Genomic DNA, 19,495 nt, shown 5'->3' with positions numbered 1-19,495 from the left:
ACGCCGTTCATTGCTCATGGACGGTCTCAATCATGTGCCAGGCGATGGTCTTGATGAGACCGCTTTGCAAATCCGTCGTCGGCTGGTAGCCAAGGATTTGTTCCGACCGAGAGAGGTCCGGCAGTCGGCGGGGCATGTCTTCATAGCCTTTGCCGTACGCCTGTTCGTAAGGGACGTCGACAATCGGTGACGTGGAACGCGTCAGGTGTACGATGGTTTCGGCCAAGCCGCGAATCGTGGTTTCGAACAGACTCCCCAGGTTGAACGCCAGGCCGTTTGCCCTCGGGCGGATGGCTGCGATGGTCCCGCGGATGACGTCGTCGATGTACGTGAAGCACCGCCGCTGGCCGCCTGTCCCGTACACGTACAGCGGTTCGTTGCGAAGCGCCGCCGTAATGAATCGAGGAATCACGCCGCCGTAGGCCGTGCTGATGGCGCGGGGGCCGTAGGCGTTGAAGTAGCGGATGATGGTCACGGGCAGCCCCTTTTGACTGTAGGCAAAGCACAGGTGCTCATCGAGTGCCTTCACGGTGGCGTAACACCAACGGTTCACGTCCGTCGGACCCAGCACCCGGTCGGAGGTTTCGCGAAACGGCAGTTCCGCGTTTTTGCCGTACACCTCCGAGGTGGAGGCAAACACCACTTTGACCGACTTCTGATACGCTTCCTCCAGGATGATGCGGGTGCTGTCCAGATTGCCCTCAATGACTTTCAACGGGTCTTCCACGCAGTTTTTCACCCCGAGCACAGCGGCGAGGTGAAACACAAGGTCTGCGTTGTGCAGACACCTTCGGACCAACGCTCGATCGGTGACGGTCCCCTCAATGAATGTGTGGTTTGGATGCGGCATCCAGTCTTCCAGGAAACGTGCATGGCCGTTCGACAAGTCATCCACCGTTGTCACGCGATGACCTTGGTCGAGCAGTTTTTCCACCAGGTGCGAACCTATGAAGCCAGCGCCTCCGGTCACAACGATATTCAACATCAACGCCTCCCGTATGATCATCGCCGGAATGTCCATGTACTGTATGAACGCTGCAGGGCCGTGGGAAAAGCGGATGTCCAGATTGGCGTCCAAATTCGGTGGGAATGGGCGATCGTCGACGACGCTCAGGGGGGGACACCTGAACTACACGGGGCGTCCACCCGCCGCATAGCATGACGCTACCGACGCGAAGACTGGGAGGACGAATGCCGTGAAAATCTTGTTCGCCTGTTATTTTGAACTGCCTCACTATGGAGGACTGGGGCGTTATGTGGACACCCTGCGCAGCGAGCTGGAGGCGCATGGCCACCAGGTGGATGTGCTCTCTCATCATCCGGGGATGCAGCAGATTTACAAGTTCAGCTACGTCCCGGACACCTTTGGCTGGACCCTGCGCGGCCGGCAAATCGACAAGTCGACGAACAGCCATGACGGCCGGGTCACCATCAAGGACGTGATCGACCATCAAGTCTGGAAATACTTTGAGGACAACCTGCCACACGTGGACCCGTCGATTCGCTGGCGGGAAATTGAGCGCTACACGTTCGAAATCGCAGCGGCCCTGCACGACGTCCGCGGCTACGACCTGATTCACACGCACGACATCCTGTCCACCCGCGCTTTGTGGCGGGTCAAACCAAAGAATGTCCCGCTGGTCGCGACCATTCACGGAATTCTTGCGACGGAATACGTCAATGCCGGAGAGATCACGACGCGTGACAGCCTGCGCTGGCAGTATGCGGTGGCGGAAGAGTACTACGGGCACCTGTCGAGCGACGCGACGATTGTGCCGACGAACTGGCAGAAGACGCAGCTTTCCAAGTACTATCAGGTTCCCAGCGAGAAGATCAACGTGATTCCCTACGGCATGAATTTGTATCCCTTTTTGCAGCAGCTGGAGTACGACCCTTACCCGCCCTTGACAGAGACGAAGCCGTCGGACGACAAAACCATCATCGTATGTCCAGCTCGGCTCGTGCCGGAAAAGGACCACCAGACGCTGATTGAGGCGTTGGCTCAGATCCATGACACACGGGACGATTTTGAGTGCTGGCTGATTGGGGATGGGCACCTGCGGTACGAGCTGGAACTGCAAGCCAAGCGCCTGGGTGTCCGTGACCGCATCGTGTTCTTCGGCGCCCGCTGGGATGTCCCCGCGTTTTTGAGGCTTTCGGACATCGTCGTGCTGCCTTCGATTCAAGATATGCATCCGTACACGTTGATGGAGGCGCAAGTGGCCGGCAAGCCCTGCGTGGCTTCCAATGCGGGCGGCATTCCAGAGGTCGTGCGCGACCGCCAGACCGGATTGATTTTTGAAATGGGCAATAGTCGTCAGTTGGCGAACCACCTGATGGAGCTGATGGATGACCCGCGACTGGCCTATACATTGGGGCAGAATGCCAAAAAGTGGGCGACGGTGCAATATGCTTCAGCTACGTTGTTTGAGCGGACCATGAAGATCTACGAGCAGGTGCTAGCCGGCAAGCTTTCTTCGCAAACCTTTCCCATCCCGGAACCGAATCTCACCGGGGAGTATGGACTGGTGAAAAGCAGGCAGCCGGACAACGACCACTCCAACGCCAATCTGTTCAAGTTCTCTCTGGACCACACCAAGCTGGATGACATCAAGGACTGGAGACCGGTGAGGAAGCGCACTTCCGTCGAGTACGCCATCCCGGACCCGGCGTTTATTCAAGTGCTGGCCTCCCACAAACAGGCGTAAAGCTGGTGCTTGGTCCGCGCCGTCATCCTGCAGGGTTCGAGAAAGGAAGGAGACACGGTGAGGATCCTGCTGGCGACCTATTGGTGCCTCCCGCACGTGGGCGGTGTGTCCACGTACGTCTATGCGCTGCGGCGCGAGTTGGCGCAAAGAGGCCACGAAGTCGATATCCTGGCACACTATCCAGACATGAAACGGTACTATATGCCGAACAACGGGCGCCGTTTGGAGAAAGCCAAAGTCAAGGACTATATCAACGAAAAACTGTCGGGTTACTACGCCGAACAGTTTCCCAAGCTCGAGAACTGGATTCGCTGGCGAGAGGTCGAACGCTATTGTTATGAGGCGGCCGCGGCGGTGTTCTGCCTCACCAAATACGACCTCATCCATACCCAGGATATCATCTCGACCCGTGCTCTGTGGCGGGTGAAGCCGAAGCATGTGCCGCTCATCGCGACCATTCACGGCTGCCTGGCGACGGAATACCGCTTGTCCGGAGAAATTCGGGACCGTCACACGATACGCTGGCGCTATGCGGCCGCGTCCGAGTACTACGGGGCAACGTCGAGCGACATGACGATTGTGCCGACGACGTGGCTCAAGGAACTGCTGGCGAATGACTTTCGGGTGCCGCGGGAACACCTGCAGCTGATTCGCTACGGAATGGACGTGGATGCGTTTGTGCGGCGCATGGAAAAGCCGTCCAAAATTGTGAAACCGCCGGGGAAAAAGGTGATGATTTGTCCTGCCCGGCTGGTGCCCGTCAAAGGGCATGAGCACTTGCTCCGCGCGCTCGCCAAACTGAAAGAAGACCGCGTGGATTGGGTCTGCTGGCTGGTTGGGGATGGTCCCCTCCGGCAGCGCTTGGAACACCAAGCACGAAGACGAGAATTGACCGATCACGTCTGGTTTCTTGGCAACCGCGACGATGTTCCGGCGCTTTTGCGTCAGGCGGACGTGTTTGTGCTGCCCAGTGTCCAGGATAACCTGCCATACGCCGTCATTGAAGCGCAAATTGCCGGCGTACCCGTTGTGGTGTCGGACGCCGGCGGCATTCCGGAGATGGTGGTGCACGGGCAGACAGGCCTGGTATCACCCGCAGGGGACAGCAGCGCCTTGTACAGCAGCCTCAAGCGGGTCCTCGCCGACGGAGCGTACCGGGCGGCGCTCGCAGCAGCCGCCAGACAGCACGCGAGCGAGCGGTGGTCGCTGCGAAACATGGTGGACGACACGTTGGAGATGTATCGAAAATATGTGTAGGAGGGAGTGGGGTCGAGGTGGAGAAGTCCGGTGGGCATCGGCGTGGCAGAGACGATGACCGGCGCAGCCGTCGGCACGCGAAGCGGCGGGGGTGGTCCGGGGAACACACGCGGCACCACCGCAAAGCCGGATCGACGCCGCAAATACCGCAGGAACTGGACGTGAACAGCGCAAGCCAAAACAGCGCAAACGCATTAGGTTTTGACAGCGAGCGATACGACAGGTTGTTCGCCTGGTGTGGTGAGGCGCCGCGGGTGCAGCCCGACGTGCTGGTTTGGAGTCTGTTTTATGCGGCCGCTCCCTTCGAGTACGTGATACCGGACCCTGACTTTGTCGCGGAGATGCGGCAGGCCGTGTCGGCCGAGGGGCATGAAGCCGTACACGAGCCCGACGACACGCTGTCCTATGAAGCCTTCTTGGAAATGTTCGCTGAACGGCCGCACACAGAGTGAGTTCCCCGAAATGACCGTCACCAGGGCCCATCCCAGGCGCGTCTTGTGGCGTGCGTCCCTTGCGCGGCCTGGCGAGCACCTCCCATGGCTGAGAGCCACGACCACGGGAGGTGTTTTGTTTGTGTAATAAAACATAACACACAATCTAAAATTCACGGAAATTATGTTAGATATAATTACATAAAACATTGATCGCCTCGCGTGTATTGCGTATGATGAACACAAATCACTGGCGTGGAGTGTGAGGGGAATGACAGGTATATTCACACTTGAGGGGGATTCGTTGGATGTTGGGCCGGGCGCTGTGAACGTGTGGGGGACTGGTGTTATGGTTTCTGACAAAAGTGCAGCGGGCGAGGAGGTGAGCGTCAACGCGCCTCGCGCGCGTAAAGTGGCTGCCGCCAATCCTCCGATGCAAGCGGTCGAGGTGTTCGAAACCTACACATTCGCGCGATCTGAGCGGGCTGCCTGGCCGTCTGTGCTGCAGCAACTGAAGTCGCTGGTGGCGGGTGCGGAAATCAAAGTGGTGGATATCAAGCGCGATGGGGATGAATTGATGGTCACGTTTCGGCGCAGATGTACGTCGTGACGCTGGCGAGGGAGGAGTGAGGAGGCCGTGAGCATGCGGGGACTGCTTTACAACCGGCTGCCAACCGCTGTGAGACCGTTCGTGCCGAAGGTGGGCGGGCGGATTCTGAAGACCGGGATTGCGATTACGCTTTCCGTTGCGACGGCTCGTCTGCTGCATTTACAGTCCCCTCAGTTCGCGGGGATTGTCTCGGTTCTTGCCGTGCAGCCGACGGTCTACCGGTCTGTGCGGCAAGGCATCCAACAGGTCATCAGCGCTTCGATTGGCGCTGCGGCGGGCATCCTTTGTCTGTCGACGGTCGGACACTCCGCGCTGGTCATTGGGCTGGCGGCGCTCGTGATGATGGGGCTGCACGCGCGCTGGCAGTGGACCAGTTCGCTCCTGGTCGCGGTCGTGATTGCCATCAACACCATCGGGTCCACCGGGCCGTCATTCGTTCATGATGGCGTGAATCAATTTGCGCTGGTGCTGGTGGGCGTGGGGTTTGGGACCCTCATCAACCTGCTCGTCAAGCCTGCGCATGATTCGCGTTCGGAACAGCTTTTGGCGAGCTGTGAGCGGCAGGTGTGGCGGCTTTTGCGAGGGGTTCAGCGCGATTTGGAGCGCGGCATGACGACGCCTTATGCGCAGTTCAGAAAAGAGATTGACCATGTCCGGGCGGCCTTGGAGGAAGGAAAACGTGTCGCGGGTTATGTCAAGGAAGACCACACCATCCGTATCATGGCGCAGCCAGGTGTGCTGCAATCGTTCCATACCTTGGAGTCCATGCTCGAACGGGTTCGGGATATGAACAAGGCCATGCAAAAGTTCGCGTTCATCGGACAACACTCTGACCTCGTGCGCATGGTGGAGCTCAGCCTGCGGGTTCATAAGCGGGCCATGGCACGCAAACCGTGTCACTTTGCCCGGATGGACGACTTGTTTGCGGCCGTCGAGGCGCGGCTGGACAACGCCACGCTGCCAGTGACGCGCGGCGAGTTTCTGCACCAGATAACTGCGCTCAACTTGTTTTTGTACCTGAAGGAGTACTATGTCAAGCTGCGCGTGCTCTATGACCCGAATGCGCCAATGGTTGAACCTGCGCCAAACCGCTTGGCGAGCCTCAGTTGACGGAACACGCTCTGGCGCTGTATCCGAGCTGATTCTGTGCTTGCATGGGGGTTGTCTCCCGGCTGCGGCTGGACCCGAGGAGACAACCCCCCTTTTTCGCGTTGGCGGCGCCTGCGTTTTGCCCAGCTGCGTTTGGCTTGTGTGGGGACGCGGAATTCAGGTAGAATGAAGACACGTTTGGAGGGTGTCAAGTGTCACTCCGAAGTATGACCGGGTTTGGGCAAGCGTCCATTCGGTCCGAAGCGCTCTTGGTCAAAGTGGAAATTCGTACGGTGAATCACCGGTTTGCGGAGTTCAGCATCCGCATGCCGCGGGAATTGATGTCCCTGGAGGACAGCGTGCGCAAGTGCCTGTCGGCTTCGATTGCGCGCGGGCGTGCCGATGTTTACATCGCGGCGGAGACACTGAGCGCTGAACAAGGCCTGGTGTCTGCAGATTGGGCGTTGTTCGAAGGGCTTTTACAGGTGGAGCGCGAAGCGCTCCGTCGTGTCAGGGCGCCCGAAACGGCGGCCGAACGCCCCGCCGCTTGGCTCATGTTTCCGGATGTCCTGCGCGTGGAACGCGCGCCGCTTGACGCAGGCCGGGTGGCGCCTGTGTTGATGGAAGCGGTGGAGGGTGCGTGCGCTGCGCTGGTCGAAATGCGTGCGCGGGAGGGCGCGCGCCTTGGCGCCGACTTGCGTGCCAAGGCGGCCGAGTTGTCGCGCATCGTCGAGGAGATGCAGGCGCGAGCGCCGGAGATTGTGACGGCCTATCGGGATCGGCTGCGAAAGCGCATCGCCGATTTCGGCGTGGTGGTCGACGACGCCCGGCTTTCCGCGGAGGTTGCGCTGTTCGCGGACCGAGCGGCGATTGACGAGGAACTGGTGCGTTTGTACAGTCATGTCGAGGAATTTGGCCGGTCGCTTGAGACCGGGAGTCCGGTGGGGCGCCGCCTGGATTTCATCGTCCAGGAAATGCAGCGGGAGCTCAATACCATCGCCTCCAAAGCGCAGGACCTCGTCGTCACGAAGGCGGTCGTGGATGCCAAGGCGTTGGTGGAGCAGCTGCGGGAGCAAGTGCAAAACATCGAATGACGCATGGATGTGCGGCCAACGAACGGACGCGTCGCACGGGCGGCCGTGGACAGAAACCTGGATGAATCTGACTCGGTGCAGATTTGCGAGGAGATGATTGAGTGAGCATCAAACTGGTCAATATTGGATTTGGAAATATTGTGTCCGCGGGTCGCATCATCTCCATCATCAGCCCGGAGTCAGCCCCCATCAAGCGGATCGTCCAGGAGGCGCGCGACAGCGGCATGTTGATTGATGCGACGTACGGCCGTCGAACAAGGGCCGTCATCATTATGGATAGCAATCATATCATTCTGTCGGCGGTGCAGCCGGAAACGGTCGCGCACCGTCTGATGTCGAAGGACCAGCTCCTCGAGGACGAGGAGTAGCTGCTGCAGTCCAACACGTCGTGGTTGCAGTCACATGAAAACTTCCCTGCAGCCGGGTGGGACAACCACTCGGCGGCTCGGGAAAACGGAGGGTGTTTCTCGTGTTGTATCCTTCAATCGACAAGTTGATGGACAAGGTGGACAGCAAGTACACACTGGTGGTGGCGACCGCAAAGCGCGCACGCAAGCTGCAGGAGCGCAACATGAACCTGCCGGATTCGTCGACCACGCAGAACGTCAGCCGCGCGCTGTGGGAAATTTATGAGGGAAAGGTTCAGTACGTCCGCACGCGGGAAGGGATTAAATAATCAAGCGGCCGGGTGACCGGAGACGACCGAGGCGGATGACCGCCCCGGCGCGCCGAACACGGGGGTGAAACGCGTGACAGAGACGGTTCTGCTCGGCGTCGGCGGGGGCATCGCCGCGTACAAAGCGGCCGCGCTGTGCAGTTTGTTGACCAAACGCGGGTACGGTGTGCAGGTCCTGATGACCGAACACGCGACCCGATTCATTCAGCCGCTGACTTTCCAGTCTCTGTCCAAGCGGCCGGTGGTCGTGGATACCTTCGCGGAGCCGCGCCCCGACGAAATTGCGCACATTGCGATGGCCGACCGCGCGAGCCTGTTTGTCATCGCGCCCGCGACCGCCAACTTGATTGGCAAACTGGCAAACGGCATCGCGGATGACATGGTCAGCACCACGGCGCTCGCGGTGACGTCGCCGGTGGTCGTCGCGCCCGCGATGAATGTGCACATGTTCGAGCACCCCGCTGTCCAGGCGAACCTCGAGGTACTCCGCCAGCGGGGGGTCATTCTGGTCGATCCCGGCAGCGGTCCCCTCGCCTGCGGCTATACGGGCAAAGGCCGGCTGGCGGAGCCGGAGGACATTGTGGCGGTCGTCGACGCGGTGCTGCACCGCGATCGGGATTTGGCCGGGCGGTCTGTCGTCGTCACCGCCGGACCGACGATTGAAGACATTGACCCGGTGCGCTTCCTCAGCAACCGGTCGTCGGGCAAGATGGGGTATGCGATTGCCCAGGCTGCGGTGGCGCGCGGGGCGCGCGTGACACTCATCACGGGGCCGACGTCGCTGCCGCCGGTGGCCGGTGCGACGATGGTTCCGGTGCGCTCGACGGAAGACTTGCTGCACGCGGTGCAGCAGGTCATCGAAGCTGCCGATGTGTTCATCAGCGCGGCTGCGCCCGCGGATTTTCGGCCTGTGGAGCGGCTCGGCCACAAGTGGAAGAAGTCGAGCGGCATTCCAGCCCTGGCGCTGGAGCCCACGCCCGACGTGCTGGCCATGGTCGCCGAACACAAGCGCCGCAACCAGGTGTTCGTCGGATTCGCTGCGGAAACGCAGGATGCTTTGGCCTACGGCGAAGACAAACTGCGGCGCAAGAACCTCAATTACGTCGTGGTGAACAATGTCCTGGAACAAGGCGCAGGCTTTGGCGTGGACACCAACCGGGTGACGGTCCTCGGCGAAGGCGGCTGGCGTACGGATTTTCCGCTGCTTCCGAAAGCGGAAGTGGCTGAGCGGCTGCTGGATATTGTCCGCGATGCGCTGCAGTCACTGTAACGCTGCAGCTGCGGGAATGCTGCGGCTGCGGGACACCACACAGATGCAAACCCAAGCGGGCGGCTGTGACCCGCTTGGCCATGATGGAGGGCGATTGAATGGCTGGCGTAGCACATGTGATTGTCGATGTGCGCACCCGGCAGTTGGATCGCCCTTTTGACTATGCGATTCCGCCGCGGTGGCAGGGCCGTCTGGCGCCTGGGCATCGGGTGTATGTGCCGTTTGGCAGGCAGTATTGCCAGGGCTACGTGCTGTCCATCGACGAAACCGCCAGCGGGCCGGCCAAGACCTTGAAGCCGATTCTCGCCGTACTGGACGAGATCCCGCTGTTTACCCCGGAGCTGCTGCAGCTCCATGAATTTGTGCGAGACCGCACCCTGTGCACCCACCTCGAGGCCCTTCAATCGATGATCCCGGGCGCTTACCGGGCCCACAGCGTTCGCCGCTACCGCGCGGTGCCGGGCGACCCGCCGGCGCTTTTATCGGCGGCGGCAGAGCGATTGTGGCAGGAACTTGCCGCGCGTCCGCAGGCGTTCGAACCGCTGGTGCGCAAATTCGGCCCCGATGCGGCGCTGCTCCTCGAGTTGTGGCTGAGCAGCGGGCACGTGGAAGAACGAGTGGAAGCCGAGGACGCTGTCCGCGCCCAGGTGGTCACGGTCCTCGTGCCGTCGGCGGACGCACAGACGCTGCAGGCTGCCGCCGCTGCACGCGCCAGGCGCGCGAAGAAACAGGCGGTGCTGCTGACGGCGCTGGCCCGGGACAAAGAGGTGCGGCTGCGGGAGGCCGGGATCCGCCCGTCTGACCCGGCGGTGCAGGCCCTCGTCGAACAGGGGCTGGCGGTGCTGCAGCAGCAGGAAGTCTACCGGGCGCCGGTGGCGGCAGCGCTCCGTGAACATCAGCCAAAGCGCGAACTCACGCCGGCCCAGGCGGCCGCGCTGCGGGCCATCCTGCAGGCGATGGCGGCGGCAGCGGGGCAGGGTGTGGTGCTGCACGGTGTGACCGGCAGCGGCAAGACCGAGGTCTACCTGCAAGCGATTGAAGCCTGCTTGGCGGAGGGCGGGGGTGCCATCGCGCTGGTTCCGGAAATTGCGCTGACGCCCCAGATGGTGGGGCGGTTTACGTCGCGCTTTGGACAGCGGGTGGCGGTTTTGCACTCCGGTCTGTCCGCTGGGGAGCGCCGCGACGAGTGGCTGCGGGTCCGCCGGGGTGAAGCCCGTGTGGTGGTGGGCGCAAGGTCTGCCATTTTTGCGCCCGTGGAGCAGTTGCGGCTGGTGGTGGTGGACGAAGCCCACGAATCGTCGTACAAGCAGGAGGAACGGCCGCACTACGACGCCCGGGAAATCGCCGGGTGGCGGGCGCGTCACAACCACGCGGCCGTGGTATACGGGTCTGCCACACCGTCGATGGAGCTGCTCCATGCCGCCGAGCAGGGGAAACTCACGTGGGTGAGCATGCCGTTTCGGATTGAAAACCGCCCCATGCCAGCCGTCACGATTGTCGACATGCGCGAGGCGCTGCGCCAGGGCAGCCGCGGGTTGTTCAGCGAGGCGCTCATCCACGGGCTGGAGGCGGCGGTCGAACAAGGGCAGCAGGCGCTGTTGTTCCTGAATCGGCGCGGGTATGCGGCGTTTGTGCTGTGCCGGGGGTGCGGGGAGTCGGTGCAGTGCCCGAACTGCGATATCTCCCTGACGCTGCACCGGCACGGCGGGGAGGAGTGGCTGCAGTGCCATTACTGTGAGTACCGGCAGGCGGTCCCGGAGGTCTGTGAGCGCTGCGGCGAACCTGCGGTCCGGCCGTTTGGCGTCGGGACGCAGCAGGTGGAACACGCGCTTCACGAGCGGTGGCCGCATTGGCGCGTACTGCGGATGGACGTCGACACGACGCGGCGCAAGGGTGCGCACCGGGAGGCAGTCGAGCGGGTTTTGAACGGGGAAGTCGACGTGCTGCTCGGCACCCAGATGATTGCCAAAGGCCTCGATTTCCCGAATGTCTCGTTTGTCGGGGTCATCGCGGCCGACACGATGCTGAACCTGCCCGACTTCCGTGCGGCAGAACGCACCTTCAGTTTGCTGACACAGGTCATCGGCCGCGCGGGACGGGCGGAAATTGCCGGCCAGACCGTGATTCAGACCTACCGGCCGGACCACTACGCCATCCAGGCTGCCGCCAGGCACGATTTTGCCGCCTTCTACCAAACCGAACAGGCGTACCGACAGGCCTTTCAATACCCGCCGTACTGCGAACTGGCGGTGTTTTTTGCGAGCCATGAGCAAGAGTCCTATGCGCGCGGCGCGGCGGCGCGGTTTGAACGGGAACTTCGGCGGTTGGTAGCTGCGCCGGACGCGGTGGTTCTGCCTGCTGCCCCTTCCGGCATTCGCCGCGCAAAGGGTCAATACCGATTTCAAGTTGTGGTAAAGTATTCTCAGTGGAACCGTGTCAAAAACGCGTTTGCCTCGAGTTACGCGGCCGTCAGCGAACGGATGCGTAAGCTTGGCGGCAGCTGCAGCCTCGATGTGAACGCATTGCACATATGATGGTGCAGGCATTTGAAGGTGCTGGATTTGAAATCGTTTGTCCGAAAAGGCGGCGGGCCCGCGTCGCCACGTCACCGCGGGCGGCGCATGCGAAACGTTGGCGCTTGGCATCCTGAGGCCCTTTTCGGACAACCTCTTGAAGGAGGATTTGGTGCGTGTCCATTCGTATCATCCGAACCGGGAACGACCCCGTTCTGCGTCAAATTGCCAAGCCGGTGGCGCAAGTCAACCGCGCGATTCACAAATTGCTGGATGACATGGCGGAGACGATGTACGCCGCGCCCGGTATCGGCCTGGCGGCAAACCAGATTGGCGTGGCGAAACGCCTCGTGGTGATTGATGTGGAGGACGAACACGGACTCCTGGAATTCATCAATCCAGAGATTCTTGAGAAAAGCGGCTCACAAAAGGACTATGAAGGCTGTTTGTCGCTGCCCGGCATCCGGGGCGCGGTCACGCGTGCCGAGTCTGTGACCGTTCGCGCGCTCAACCGGAACAACGAACCCTTTACCCTGCACGCGACTGGGCTTCTGGCGCGGTGCATTCAGCATGAGGTCGACCACCTGGACGGCATCCTGTTCACGGACTACCTGTCGCCGTCAGAGATTATTCACGAAAGTGAGGGGTCGCAAAAGCGATGAGCGATACGCCCGCCCGGGTCATCTTCATGGGGACGCCAGACTTTGCGGTGCCGTCGCTGCAGGTGCTCGCAACGGGCCCGTTTGAGATTGTCGGCGTCGTGACACAGCCGGACCGGCCGCAAGGGCGCAAGCGCATCCTCGCGCCGCCGCCCGTCAAACAGGCGGCAGAGGCCCTGGGACTGCCGGTCTTTCAGCCGGAAAAGGTGCGAGCAGAGGCTTCGCTCAAGCAGCTGGCGGCACTGCGCCCTGATGTGCTCGTCACGGCCGCCTATGGACAAATCCTGCCGCAAAAACTGCTCGATATCCCCCGTGTTGGCTGCATCAACGTACACGCTTCTCTGTTGCCTCGTTGGCGCGGCGCTGCGCCGATTCATCGTGCCATTCTCGCCGGGGACACGGAGACGGGTGTGACGTTAATGGAAATGGTGGCGGCGCTGGATGCGGGACCGGTCCTCGGAGCCGTGCGCGTGCCCATTTTGCCAGAAGACAACGTCGGGACGCTGCATGACCGGCTGGCACAAGCCGGCGCAGCACTGCTGCGGGAGCTGCTGCCGGCCTACCTGCGCGGGGAAATCCAGCCGACACCACAGCCGAAGGACGGCGTCACGTATGCCGACCGCATCCTGCGCAAGGACGAGTGGCTGGATTGGTCGCAGTCCGTAAGGACGGTGTTCAACCACATCCGGGGCTTGTCCCCGTGGCCTGGTGCCGCGACGCGCTGGCGGGACGGCGACCTCAAAGTCTGGGCGGCGGCACTGCCCGCATCAACAGCCGCCGAGGCGGGGCTGCCGCCTGCTTCCGACGCGGTGCAGCCGGGGTGTGCCGTGATGCGCAAAGACGGCGTCTTCGTGCGCTGCGGCGACGGCTGGGTGGAGTTGCGCGAAGTCCAGCCGTCCGGCCGGCGGCGGATGTCTGCGGCCGACTGGTTTCGCGGTACAGGGCTTACGGAGCTGCAGTTTGCGGTGCGGGTCGAAGGGGACGAAGAAGCAGACAAGGGCGGTCCAGGGTCATGATTGCTGCCGCCCGGCAGTGGGCCTTCGACATCCTCGTGCGCGTAGCGACCGAGCGCAGCTTCGCGAACCTGAGTTTGCAGGACGCCCTCGGCAAAGGGGCATTATCCGATCGCGATCGGGCCCTGTGTACAAGCCTCGTCTATGGTACGCTGCAGCGCCAGCGTTCGCTGGACGCCATCTTGCAGACGCACCTCTCGCGTCCTATCGACGGCTTGGAGCCGCGCGTTTTGGCGATATTGAGAATGACGGCCTACCAGGTGTTGTACCTGGACAAAATCCCAGGGTACGCGGCGGTCAGTGACGCGGTGGAACTGTGCAAGTCGGTTCGCCCCAAGGCGGCCGGGCTGGTCAACGCGGTGATGCGCGCGCTGCTGCGCGACCGTCGGCCGGCGGCGGTCCGCCTCAAAGACCTCACGGCAAGCGTCGCCGACTGGGCGGAACGAGCGGCTGTGATCCACTCGTATCCGACCTGGCTGGTGCGCCGCTTGGAACAAACCTACGGCCGCAGCCGGACCTGCTCGCTGCTCGAGGCGTGCAACGAGCCGCCGGCCTTGTCGGCTCGCGTCAATCGCTTACGGGCTACGCGCGCCCAAATTTTGTCGGAATTCGTCGAGGATGGTGCCGCACAAGCGTCTGTCCTGTCCCCGGATGGGATTCGCTTTCGCCGCGGGCTGGATGTGGGGTCGTGGGAGCCGTACCTGGACGGGCTGGTGAGCGTGCAGGACGAGGGGGCGATGGTCATTGCTCCCTTGTTGCAGGCGCAGGCGGGTGAACGCATCCTCGACATGTGTGCGGCGCCGGGCGGGAAGACGGCGCACATTGCGGAGCTGCAAGGGGATGCGGGTGACATCCTGGCCTGCGATGTGCACGCCCATAAGGTGCGGCTGATTGAAGAGACGGCCAGCCGGCTCGGCCTGGCCAGCATCAAGGCCGTGTGCTGCGACGCTCGGACGCTGACCGCAGAGGCAGAACTTCAGGGCGCGTTTGACGCCATTTTGTTGGATGCTCCCTGCAGCGGCTTTGGCGTCCTGCGGCATCGGCCGGAAATTCGCTGGCAGCGAACAGAGGCGGACGTGCTGCAGTTGACAAAGCTGCAGCAGGGATTACTGGCGGCCGCGGCGGAATTGGTGCGGCCGGGCGGCCGCATCGTGTATTCCACATGCACGATGCTGCCGGAAGAGAACGAAGGCGTCGTTCGAGCCGTGATCGAAACGGGTACAAATGCCTTGGCGTGGGATGATATCACTGGCGAACTTCCACCGCTCCTGGTCGAGAGTGCGCGGGAACAGCCGGGACAATTGCTTCTGATGCCGGACTTGTACGGGACGGATGGTTTTTATATGGCGCGATTGAGAAAGAAGGAGACCTGAGATGCACCACCTTTACAACTTCCGCAAGCGAGAGCTCATCGATCTGCTCAAGACATACGGCGAGCCGTCGTACCGAGCGACGCAGATCTTTGAGTGGCTGTACCAGAAGCGGGCGACCCGCATCTCGGAGATGACAAATTTATCGAAAAAACTGCGCCAGCGGCTGGAAGAGGAAGCGACGGTGGTCACCTCCGAGGCGTTGCGCAAGCAAGTGTCCAAGGTGGACGGCACGGTCAAGTTCCTGTTGGGCTGGTCCGACCACGTCACTGTTGAAACGGTCCTGATGCGGCACGATTATGGGAACAGCGTGTGTGTTTCGACTCAGGTGGGGTGCAAGATGGGCTGCACCTTTTGCGCCTCCACGCTGGGCGGCATGATTCGACAGATGACTGCAGGCGAAATGGTGGAACAGCTGCTGTGGAGCCAGCGCTTGCTGGACGACACCGACGAACGGGTGTCTTCTGTCGTCCTGATGGGTTCGGGCGAGCCGATGGACAACTACGAACAGGCCATGAAGTTCATTGATATTATTAACGATCCAAACGGGTTGAACATCGGGCAGCGGCACATAACGATTTCCACCGTGGGCTTGGTGCCGGGCATCATTCGGCTGGCGGACGATGGACGACCGATTACGCTGGCCGTCTCGCTGCACGCGGCGAATGATGAATTGCGCAGCTCCATGATGCCCGTCAATCGCGCGTACCCTCTTGAGAAGTTAATGGAAGCATGTCAGTATTACTGTCAAAAGACGGGGCGCAGAATCAGCTTTGAATACGCGCTGGTGGGTGGCAAGAACGATTCGCTGGAGGATGCCAGGCAGCTGGCTGCCTTGATCCGCAACCTGCCGAGTCATGTCAACCTCATCCCAGTGAACTACGTTCCGGAACGAAATTATTCACGTACCCCGAAGGATCAAATTGATGCGTTCTTGCAGGAACTGCGCAGGCTGGGTGTCAACGCCACGATACGCCGTGAGATGGGACATGACATTTCCGCCGCCTGCGGACAGCTGCGCGCAGAACACGCCGAATTGGTTTGAACCGGTGTGGATGAGGAGAGCCAAGGAGTGAAGCGAATGCTGTATGCCGCCAGGTCACACATCGGACTGGTCAGGCAAATGAATCAGGATGGATTTGCCGTTCATACGGATGTACTGCCGTGGCGGCTGCTGATTGTCGCGGACGGGATGGGCGGAGCCTCTGCTGGAGAAGTGGCCAGTCAAATCGCCGTGGGAGAAGTGTCGCGCGTGATTTTGAGCCGCCTGCCAGAAGGCCATGTCGACCCAGCGGAGCTGCTGCGTGAAGCCATCTTTTCCGCCAACCAGAGAATTTGGGAGACCGCCAAAGAGAATCCGGCCTACGTCGGGATGGGAACGACCATTGTGTCGGTTTTGACGGATGGGGAGACGCTGGTCTTTGCCCACGTGGGCGACAGCCGCGGCTATTTGTGGCGGAATCACACACTTCAACAGGTGACGCACGACCATTCACTGGTCGCCGAACTGGTGCGCCGCGGACAGTTGACGGAGGAGGAAGCACTCGTCCACCCGCAGCGGAACATTGTCACGCGGTCCTTGGGAACGTCCGAGAACAGTTACCCAGACCTGGACATTTTGACATGGCATCCGGGAGACGCGCTTTTGTTATGCTCTGATGGGCTTTCCAACCTGGTGGGTTCAGACGAATTGTCCACCCACCTTGCGCAAGCTGCGTCGGTCACCTCGCAGGACGAGATTGAACGAATTGCGGACAGTCTGCTCAAGCTGGCGCTCGAACGCGGCGGGCCGGACAATATCACGTTGATTGTGGCTGCGCACGGAGACGGGGGCGGGCAGGCATGACCATCAAGCGTCTGGGTGGACGTTACGAACTCGAGACCGTGATTGGCGGCGGCGGAATGGCCGTCGTCTATAAGGCGCTTGACACCTTGCTGAACCGCACCGTTGCGGTGAAAATGCTGCGCGCGCAGTACGCCGGCGATGAAGAATTTGTGAACCGCTTCCGCCAGGAGGCCCAGTCGGCGGCGCGTCTGTCCCACCCGAACATCGTGAGTCTGTACGACGTCGGCATGTCCGAAGGCGAGTACTACATCGTCATGGAGTATGTCAACGGGCCCACCTTGAAGGACGTGATTCGCGAACGGGCGCCGCTGCCGGTTCCCGAAGCGCTGGACATCACGCAGCAAATTTGTGATGCGCTGGCACATGCACATGACCACCGCATCATTCACCGGGACGTGAAGCCCCACAACATTCTGTTGACGCAGTCGGGCCAAGTGAAGGTGACGGACTTCGGCATCGCACGCGCGGTCACGGGCAACACGATTACCCTGCAGCATGACACGTCCGTGCTCGGGTCTGTGCACTACTTCTCGCCTGAGCAGGCGCGAGGCGGGGCGGCCAGTGTCAAGAGCGACATCTACTCGGTCGGCGTGGTCCTGTACGAGATGCTGACCAAGCAGCTGCCGTTCTCCGGTGATTCGCCGGTCAGTGTGGCGCTCAAACACTTGCGGGATCGGTTTGTTGATCCGCGCGACATCAACCCAGACATCCCGCAGAGCGTGGAGAATATCATTTTGCGCTGTCTGGTCAAACGTCCGGAGGCGCGTTATCCGGACATGCGTGCCGTGAAGGCTGACTTGCAGACGGCACTGGACAACCCGGATGTGCCCAAGTTCGTGACGCCGGCGGATACAACAACCGAGGAGACCATCGCGATCCCGGCGATTGGCGGTACCCGGGCGGCCATCTCCTCCTCCTCGGATGGACAGGCGGCGGATCCGCAGCCGAAGAAGCGCCGCAAGTGGTGGAAGAGCCTGATGTGGACCGGTGTGGGGCTGGCCGTTCTGTGTGTCGGTGCGCTGGCCGCTTACTACATTGTCATGGATCTCGTCCAGGTACCCAACGTCACGATGCCCAACGTGATTGGCAAAACGGAACAGCAGGCCATCACGATTTTGGTCAAAGATGGGTTTTCGCGCGGACAGATTCACACGCAGCAGGCGGCAAGTGCCCAGCAGCCGCAGGGGCATGTGTACGCACAGACGCCGCCAGCGTCTGAACAGGTGAAGCCGACACGGGACGTTTATTTGTACATTAGTACGGGCCAGGCCAAGATTCAGGTGCCGGATGTCACGGGACTTCCGGCTGGGCAGGCGTACACCACGCTGCAGAACGACGGTTTCACGAACATCAAAGATGTGCAGGTGCAAAGTGCGGAGGTGCCGGCCGGCGACGTGGTTGCGTCCAATCCGCCGGCGAATTCGAAGGTGACCCCGAACACGCCGATTACCTTACAAGTCAGCCAGGGCGCGGAGACTTCGGTGCCCGACGTGATTGGAATGACCCTGAGTGAAGCGACCAACGCGCTCAAACAGGCGCACTTGCAGCTCGGCCAGGTCAACCAGATTGCCTACCCCGCGGCACCGGATGGCTCGGTCTTCAATACCTTCCCGTACAAACCTGGTGACCAAGTGCCAGCCGGAACAACCATTGACTTGTGGGTGGCGACCAATTCGGGCACAGCCAACAACACGACGGGGAACGAGACGGGCAGCGGCGGCGGAAATGCGGCCAACGCCACGAATACAACGAATACATCGCTCGACAACCTGCCGCCCGACACGCACGTGCGGCCCGTGACGATTCGCGTGCCGGACAAAAACGGCAAGCCGATTCAGGTGCTGATTGACAAGTCGGACGCGGTCTCGAGCAATGAAGCAGCCGTGAACCAGACCATTACGAAGGACAGCACCTGGACCATTACGTTGTACTTGACACCGGACTCCCAAGGGGAAATCCAGGTGTACGAAAACGGCAAGCTGAAGCAGGATTACCCGGTTCAGTATTAGCGTGTGCGCCAGGCTTCACGGCCGGCTCGGCAGAAACGGATGGAAAGATGGTGGAAGCAGGGGGTGTCTCAGGTGCCGGAAGGCGTAGTCGTGCGCTCGCTCGCTGGTTTCTTTGATGTGTCGGACGGCGATACGGTGCGGCGTTGCCGCGCCCGAGGCGTGTTCCGCAAACGCGGCGTGACCGTGCTCGTCGGCGACCGCGTCACGTATGAACCCATGGGTGCCGCAGAAGGGGTGATTCAGTCCGTGCTTCCGCGCACGACCGAGTTGATCCGCCCCCCTGTCGCCAATGTCGACCAGGCGCTGCTGGTGTTTTCGCTGGTCGATCCCGATTTTCTGCCGCACTTGCTCGACCGGATGCTGGTGGTGGTGACGGCTGCAGGACTGCGTCCTGCCATCGTGATCACCAAGACGGACCTGGCGGATGCCAAACAGGTGGAACGCGTGATGCGGGTGTACCAGGCTGCGGGTTACGACGTGTGTCCGACGGCAACCAAAGCCGGCGCGGGGGTGGACGCGGTGCGCACGCTGCTGCGCGGTCGGGTGACGGTGATGGCGGGTCCATCCGGCGTCGGGAAGTCCACCCTGGCCAACGCGCTGGACCCGGGGCTCGGCGTGAAAATGGGGGAAGTCAGCGAGAAGCTCGGGCGGGGGAAGCACACGACCCGGCACGTGGAGCTGTTCAAGCTGGCGGAGGATACCTACATTGTGGACGCCCCCGGCTTCAGCCAGCTGGAGATTGGCCTGGCGCCTGCTGAGGTACGCGATTATTTCCCGGAGTTCGCCGCGTTCGCACCGGCGTGTCCGTACCGGGGCTGCCTGCACATGGAAGAGGAAACGTGCGCGGTCAAGGATGCTGTGGCGCGCGGGCAAATCGACGAAACCCGCTACCGTTCTTATGCGGCCTTTGTTCAGGAACTGCGGGAAAAGGAGGAGCGAAGGTATTGAAC

At 61.5% G+C, this 19,495-nt stretch carries 18 protein-coding genes; 17 read left to right on the top strand and 1 reads right to left on the bottom strand.

Annotation, left to right across the window (positions count from 1 at the left end):
- Nucleotides 1-7: 7 nt before the first annotated feature.
- Nucleotides 8-985 carry an NAD-dependent epimerase/dehydratase family protein gene (locus tag JI721_RS00850; protein WP_307016580.1) on the bottom strand — a complete coding sequence of 326 codons (978 nt, stop codon included), beginning with the start codon at nucleotides 983-985 and terminating at the stop codon, nucleotides 8-10.
- 211 nt (nucleotides 986-1,196) lie between these two features.
- Between JI721_RS00850 and JI721_RS00845 the strand changes: the two genes are divergently transcribed.
- The 17 genes from JI721_RS00845 (at nucleotide 1,197) to rsgA (ending at nucleotide 19,493) form a co-directional block, all read left to right on the top strand.
- Nucleotides 1,197-2,708: a glycosyltransferase family 4 protein gene (locus JI721_RS00845; protein WP_274456209.1), complete on the top strand. Its 1,512-nt coding sequence runs from the start codon at nucleotides 1,197-1,199 to the stop codon at nucleotides 2,706-2,708.
- Between the two features lie 57 nt (nucleotides 2,709-2,765).
- Entirely contained in the window at nucleotides 2,766-3,965 is a 1,200-nt protein-coding gene (locus tag JI721_RS00840; RefSeq protein ID WP_274456208.1) for a glycosyltransferase family 4 protein, read from the top strand.
- A 17-nt stretch (nucleotides 3,966-3,982) separates the two neighbouring features.
- Complete coding sequence (locus JI721_RS00835; protein WP_274456207.1) at nucleotides 3,983-4,417, top strand: hypothetical protein; 435 nt, start codon at nucleotides 3,983-3,985, stop codon at nucleotides 4,415-4,417.
- Between the two features lie 328 nt (nucleotides 4,418-4,745).
- Nucleotides 4,746-5,006: a hypothetical protein gene (locus JI721_RS00830; RefSeq protein ID WP_274456206.1), complete on the top strand. Its 261-nt coding sequence runs from the start codon at nucleotides 4,746-4,748 to the stop codon at nucleotides 5,004-5,006.
- Between the two features lie 33 nt (nucleotides 5,007-5,039).
- Nucleotides 5,040-6,116: an aromatic acid exporter family protein gene (locus JI721_RS00825; protein ID WP_274456205.1), complete on the top strand. Its 1,077-nt coding sequence runs from the start codon at nucleotides 5,040-5,042 to the stop codon at nucleotides 6,114-6,116.
- A 191-nt stretch (nucleotides 6,117-6,307) separates the two neighbouring features.
- Entirely contained in the window at nucleotides 6,308-7,189 is an 882-nt protein-coding gene (locus JI721_RS00820; RefSeq protein WP_274456204.1) for a YicC/YloC family endoribonuclease, read from the top strand.
- A 101-nt stretch (nucleotides 7,190-7,290) separates the two neighbouring features.
- Nucleotides 7,291-7,557: an extracellular matrix/biofilm regulator RemA gene (gene remA / locus JI721_RS00815; RefSeq protein WP_274456203.1), complete on the top strand. Its 267-nt coding sequence runs from the start codon at nucleotides 7,291-7,293 to the stop codon at nucleotides 7,555-7,557.
- Nucleotides 7,558-7,658: 101 nt separating this feature from the next.
- A complete protein-coding gene (rpoZ, locus tag JI721_RS00810; RefSeq protein WP_274456201.1) occupies nucleotides 7,659-7,865 on the top strand; it encodes a DNA-directed RNA polymerase subunit omega in 207 nt (68 codons plus the stop codon).
- A gap of 73 nt (nucleotides 7,866-7,938) precedes the next feature.
- Complete coding sequence (gene coaBC, locus JI721_RS00805; RefSeq protein ID WP_274456200.1) at nucleotides 7,939-9,135, top strand: bifunctional phosphopantothenoylcysteine decarboxylase/phosphopantothenate--cysteine ligase CoaBC; 1,197 nt, start codon at nucleotides 7,939-7,941, stop codon at nucleotides 9,133-9,135.
- A gap of 98 nt (nucleotides 9,136-9,233) precedes the next feature.
- Nucleotides 9,234-11,669: a primosomal protein N' gene (gene priA, locus JI721_RS00800; protein ID WP_274456199.1), complete on the top strand. Its 2,436-nt coding sequence runs from the start codon at nucleotides 9,234-9,236 to the stop codon at nucleotides 11,667-11,669.
- A 155-nt stretch (nucleotides 11,670-11,824) separates the two neighbouring features.
- Nucleotides 11,825-12,310, top strand: a complete 486-nt coding sequence (gene def, locus JI721_RS00795; RefSeq protein ID WP_274456198.1) for a peptide deformylase — start codon at nucleotides 11,825-11,827, stop codon at nucleotides 12,308-12,310.
- Nucleotides 12,307-13,323: a methionyl-tRNA formyltransferase gene (gene fmt / locus JI721_RS00790; RefSeq protein ID WP_274456197.1), complete on the top strand. Its 1,017-nt coding sequence runs from the start codon at nucleotides 12,307-12,309 to the stop codon at nucleotides 13,321-13,323. The genes def and fmt overlap by 4 nt, the downstream gene beginning before the upstream one ends.
- The gene (rsmB, locus tag JI721_RS00785) at nucleotides 13,320-14,693 is read left to right on the top strand and encodes a 16S rRNA (cytosine(967)-C(5))-methyltransferase RsmB (RefSeq protein WP_274456196.1); all 1,374 of its coding nucleotides are present in this window, start codon (nucleotides 13,320-13,322) and stop codon (nucleotides 14,691-14,693) included. The genes fmt and rsmB overlap by 4 nt, the downstream gene beginning before the upstream one ends.
- 1 nt (nucleotide 14,694) lies before the next feature.
- Nucleotides 14,695-15,735 (top strand): dual-specificity RNA methyltransferase RlmN, encoded by a 1,041-nt coding sequence (rlmN, locus tag JI721_RS00780; protein ID WP_274456195.1) that lies wholly within the window; start codon nucleotides 14,695-14,697, stop codon nucleotides 15,733-15,735.
- 36 nt (nucleotides 15,736-15,771) lie between these two features.
- Complete coding sequence (locus JI721_RS00775) at nucleotides 15,772-16,536, top strand: Stp1/IreP family PP2C-type Ser/Thr phosphatase (protein ID WP_274457574.1); 765 nt, start codon at nucleotides 15,772-15,774, stop codon at nucleotides 16,534-16,536.
- Complete coding sequence (gene pknB / locus JI721_RS00770) at nucleotides 16,533-18,545, top strand: Stk1 family PASTA domain-containing Ser/Thr kinase (RefSeq protein ID WP_274456194.1); 2,013 nt, start codon at nucleotides 16,533-16,535, stop codon at nucleotides 18,543-18,545. The genes JI721_RS00775 and pknB overlap by 4 nt, the downstream gene beginning before the upstream one ends.
- Before the next feature lie 72 nt (nucleotides 18,546-18,617).
- On the top strand, nucleotides 18,618-19,493 hold the full coding sequence (gene rsgA, locus JI721_RS00765) for a ribosome small subunit-dependent GTPase A (RefSeq protein WP_274456193.1): 876 nt from the start codon (nucleotides 18,618-18,620) through the stop codon (nucleotides 19,491-19,493).
- Nucleotides 19,494-19,495: the final 2 nt, after the last annotated feature.

Source organism: Alicyclobacillus cycloheptanicus (assembly GCF_028751525.1).
Taxonomy (GTDB): Bacteria; Bacillota; Bacilli; order Alicyclobacillales; family Alicyclobacillaceae; genus Alicyclobacillus_L; species Alicyclobacillus_L cycloheptanicus.
The sequence above is the reverse complement of the archived record's forward strand: the minus strand, read 5'-3'. Positions and strand labels throughout refer to the sequence as shown.

Bases quoted from the DNA above. Each gene is read 5' to 3' on its own strand.
- JI721_RS00850 (WP_307016580.1), bottom strand. From the start codon at position 985: ATGTTGAATATCGTTGTGACCGGAGGCGCTGGCTTCATAGGTTCGCAC.
- JI721_RS00830 (WP_274456206.1), top strand. From the start codon at position 4,746: ATGGTTTCTGACAAAAGTGCAGCGGGCGAGGAGGTGAGCGTCAACGCG.
- JI721_RS00825 (WP_274456205.1), top strand. From the start codon at position 5,040: ATGCGGGGACTGCTTTACAACCGGCTGCCAACCGCTGTGAGACCGTTC.
- priA (WP_274456199.1), top strand. From the start codon at position 9,234: ATGGCTGGCGTAGCACATGTGATTGTCGATGTGCGCACCCGGCAGTTG.
- fmt (WP_274456197.1), top strand. From the start codon at position 12,307: ATGAGCGATACGCCCGCCCGGGTCATCTTCATGGGGACGCCAGACTTT.
- rsmB (WP_274456196.1), top strand. From the start codon at position 13,320: ATGATTGCTGCCGCCCGGCAGTGGGCCTTCGACATCCTCGTGCGCGTA.
- rlmN (WP_274456195.1), top strand. From the start codon at position 14,695: ATGCACCACCTTTACAACTTCCGCAAGCGAGAGCTCATCGATCTGCTC.
- JI721_RS00775 (WP_274457574.1), top strand. From the start codon at position 15,772: ATGCTGTATGCCGCCAGGTCACACATCGGACTGGTCAGGCAAATGAAT.
- pknB (WP_274456194.1), top strand. From the start codon at position 16,533: ATGACCATCAAGCGTCTGGGTGGACGTTACGAACTCGAGACCGTGATT.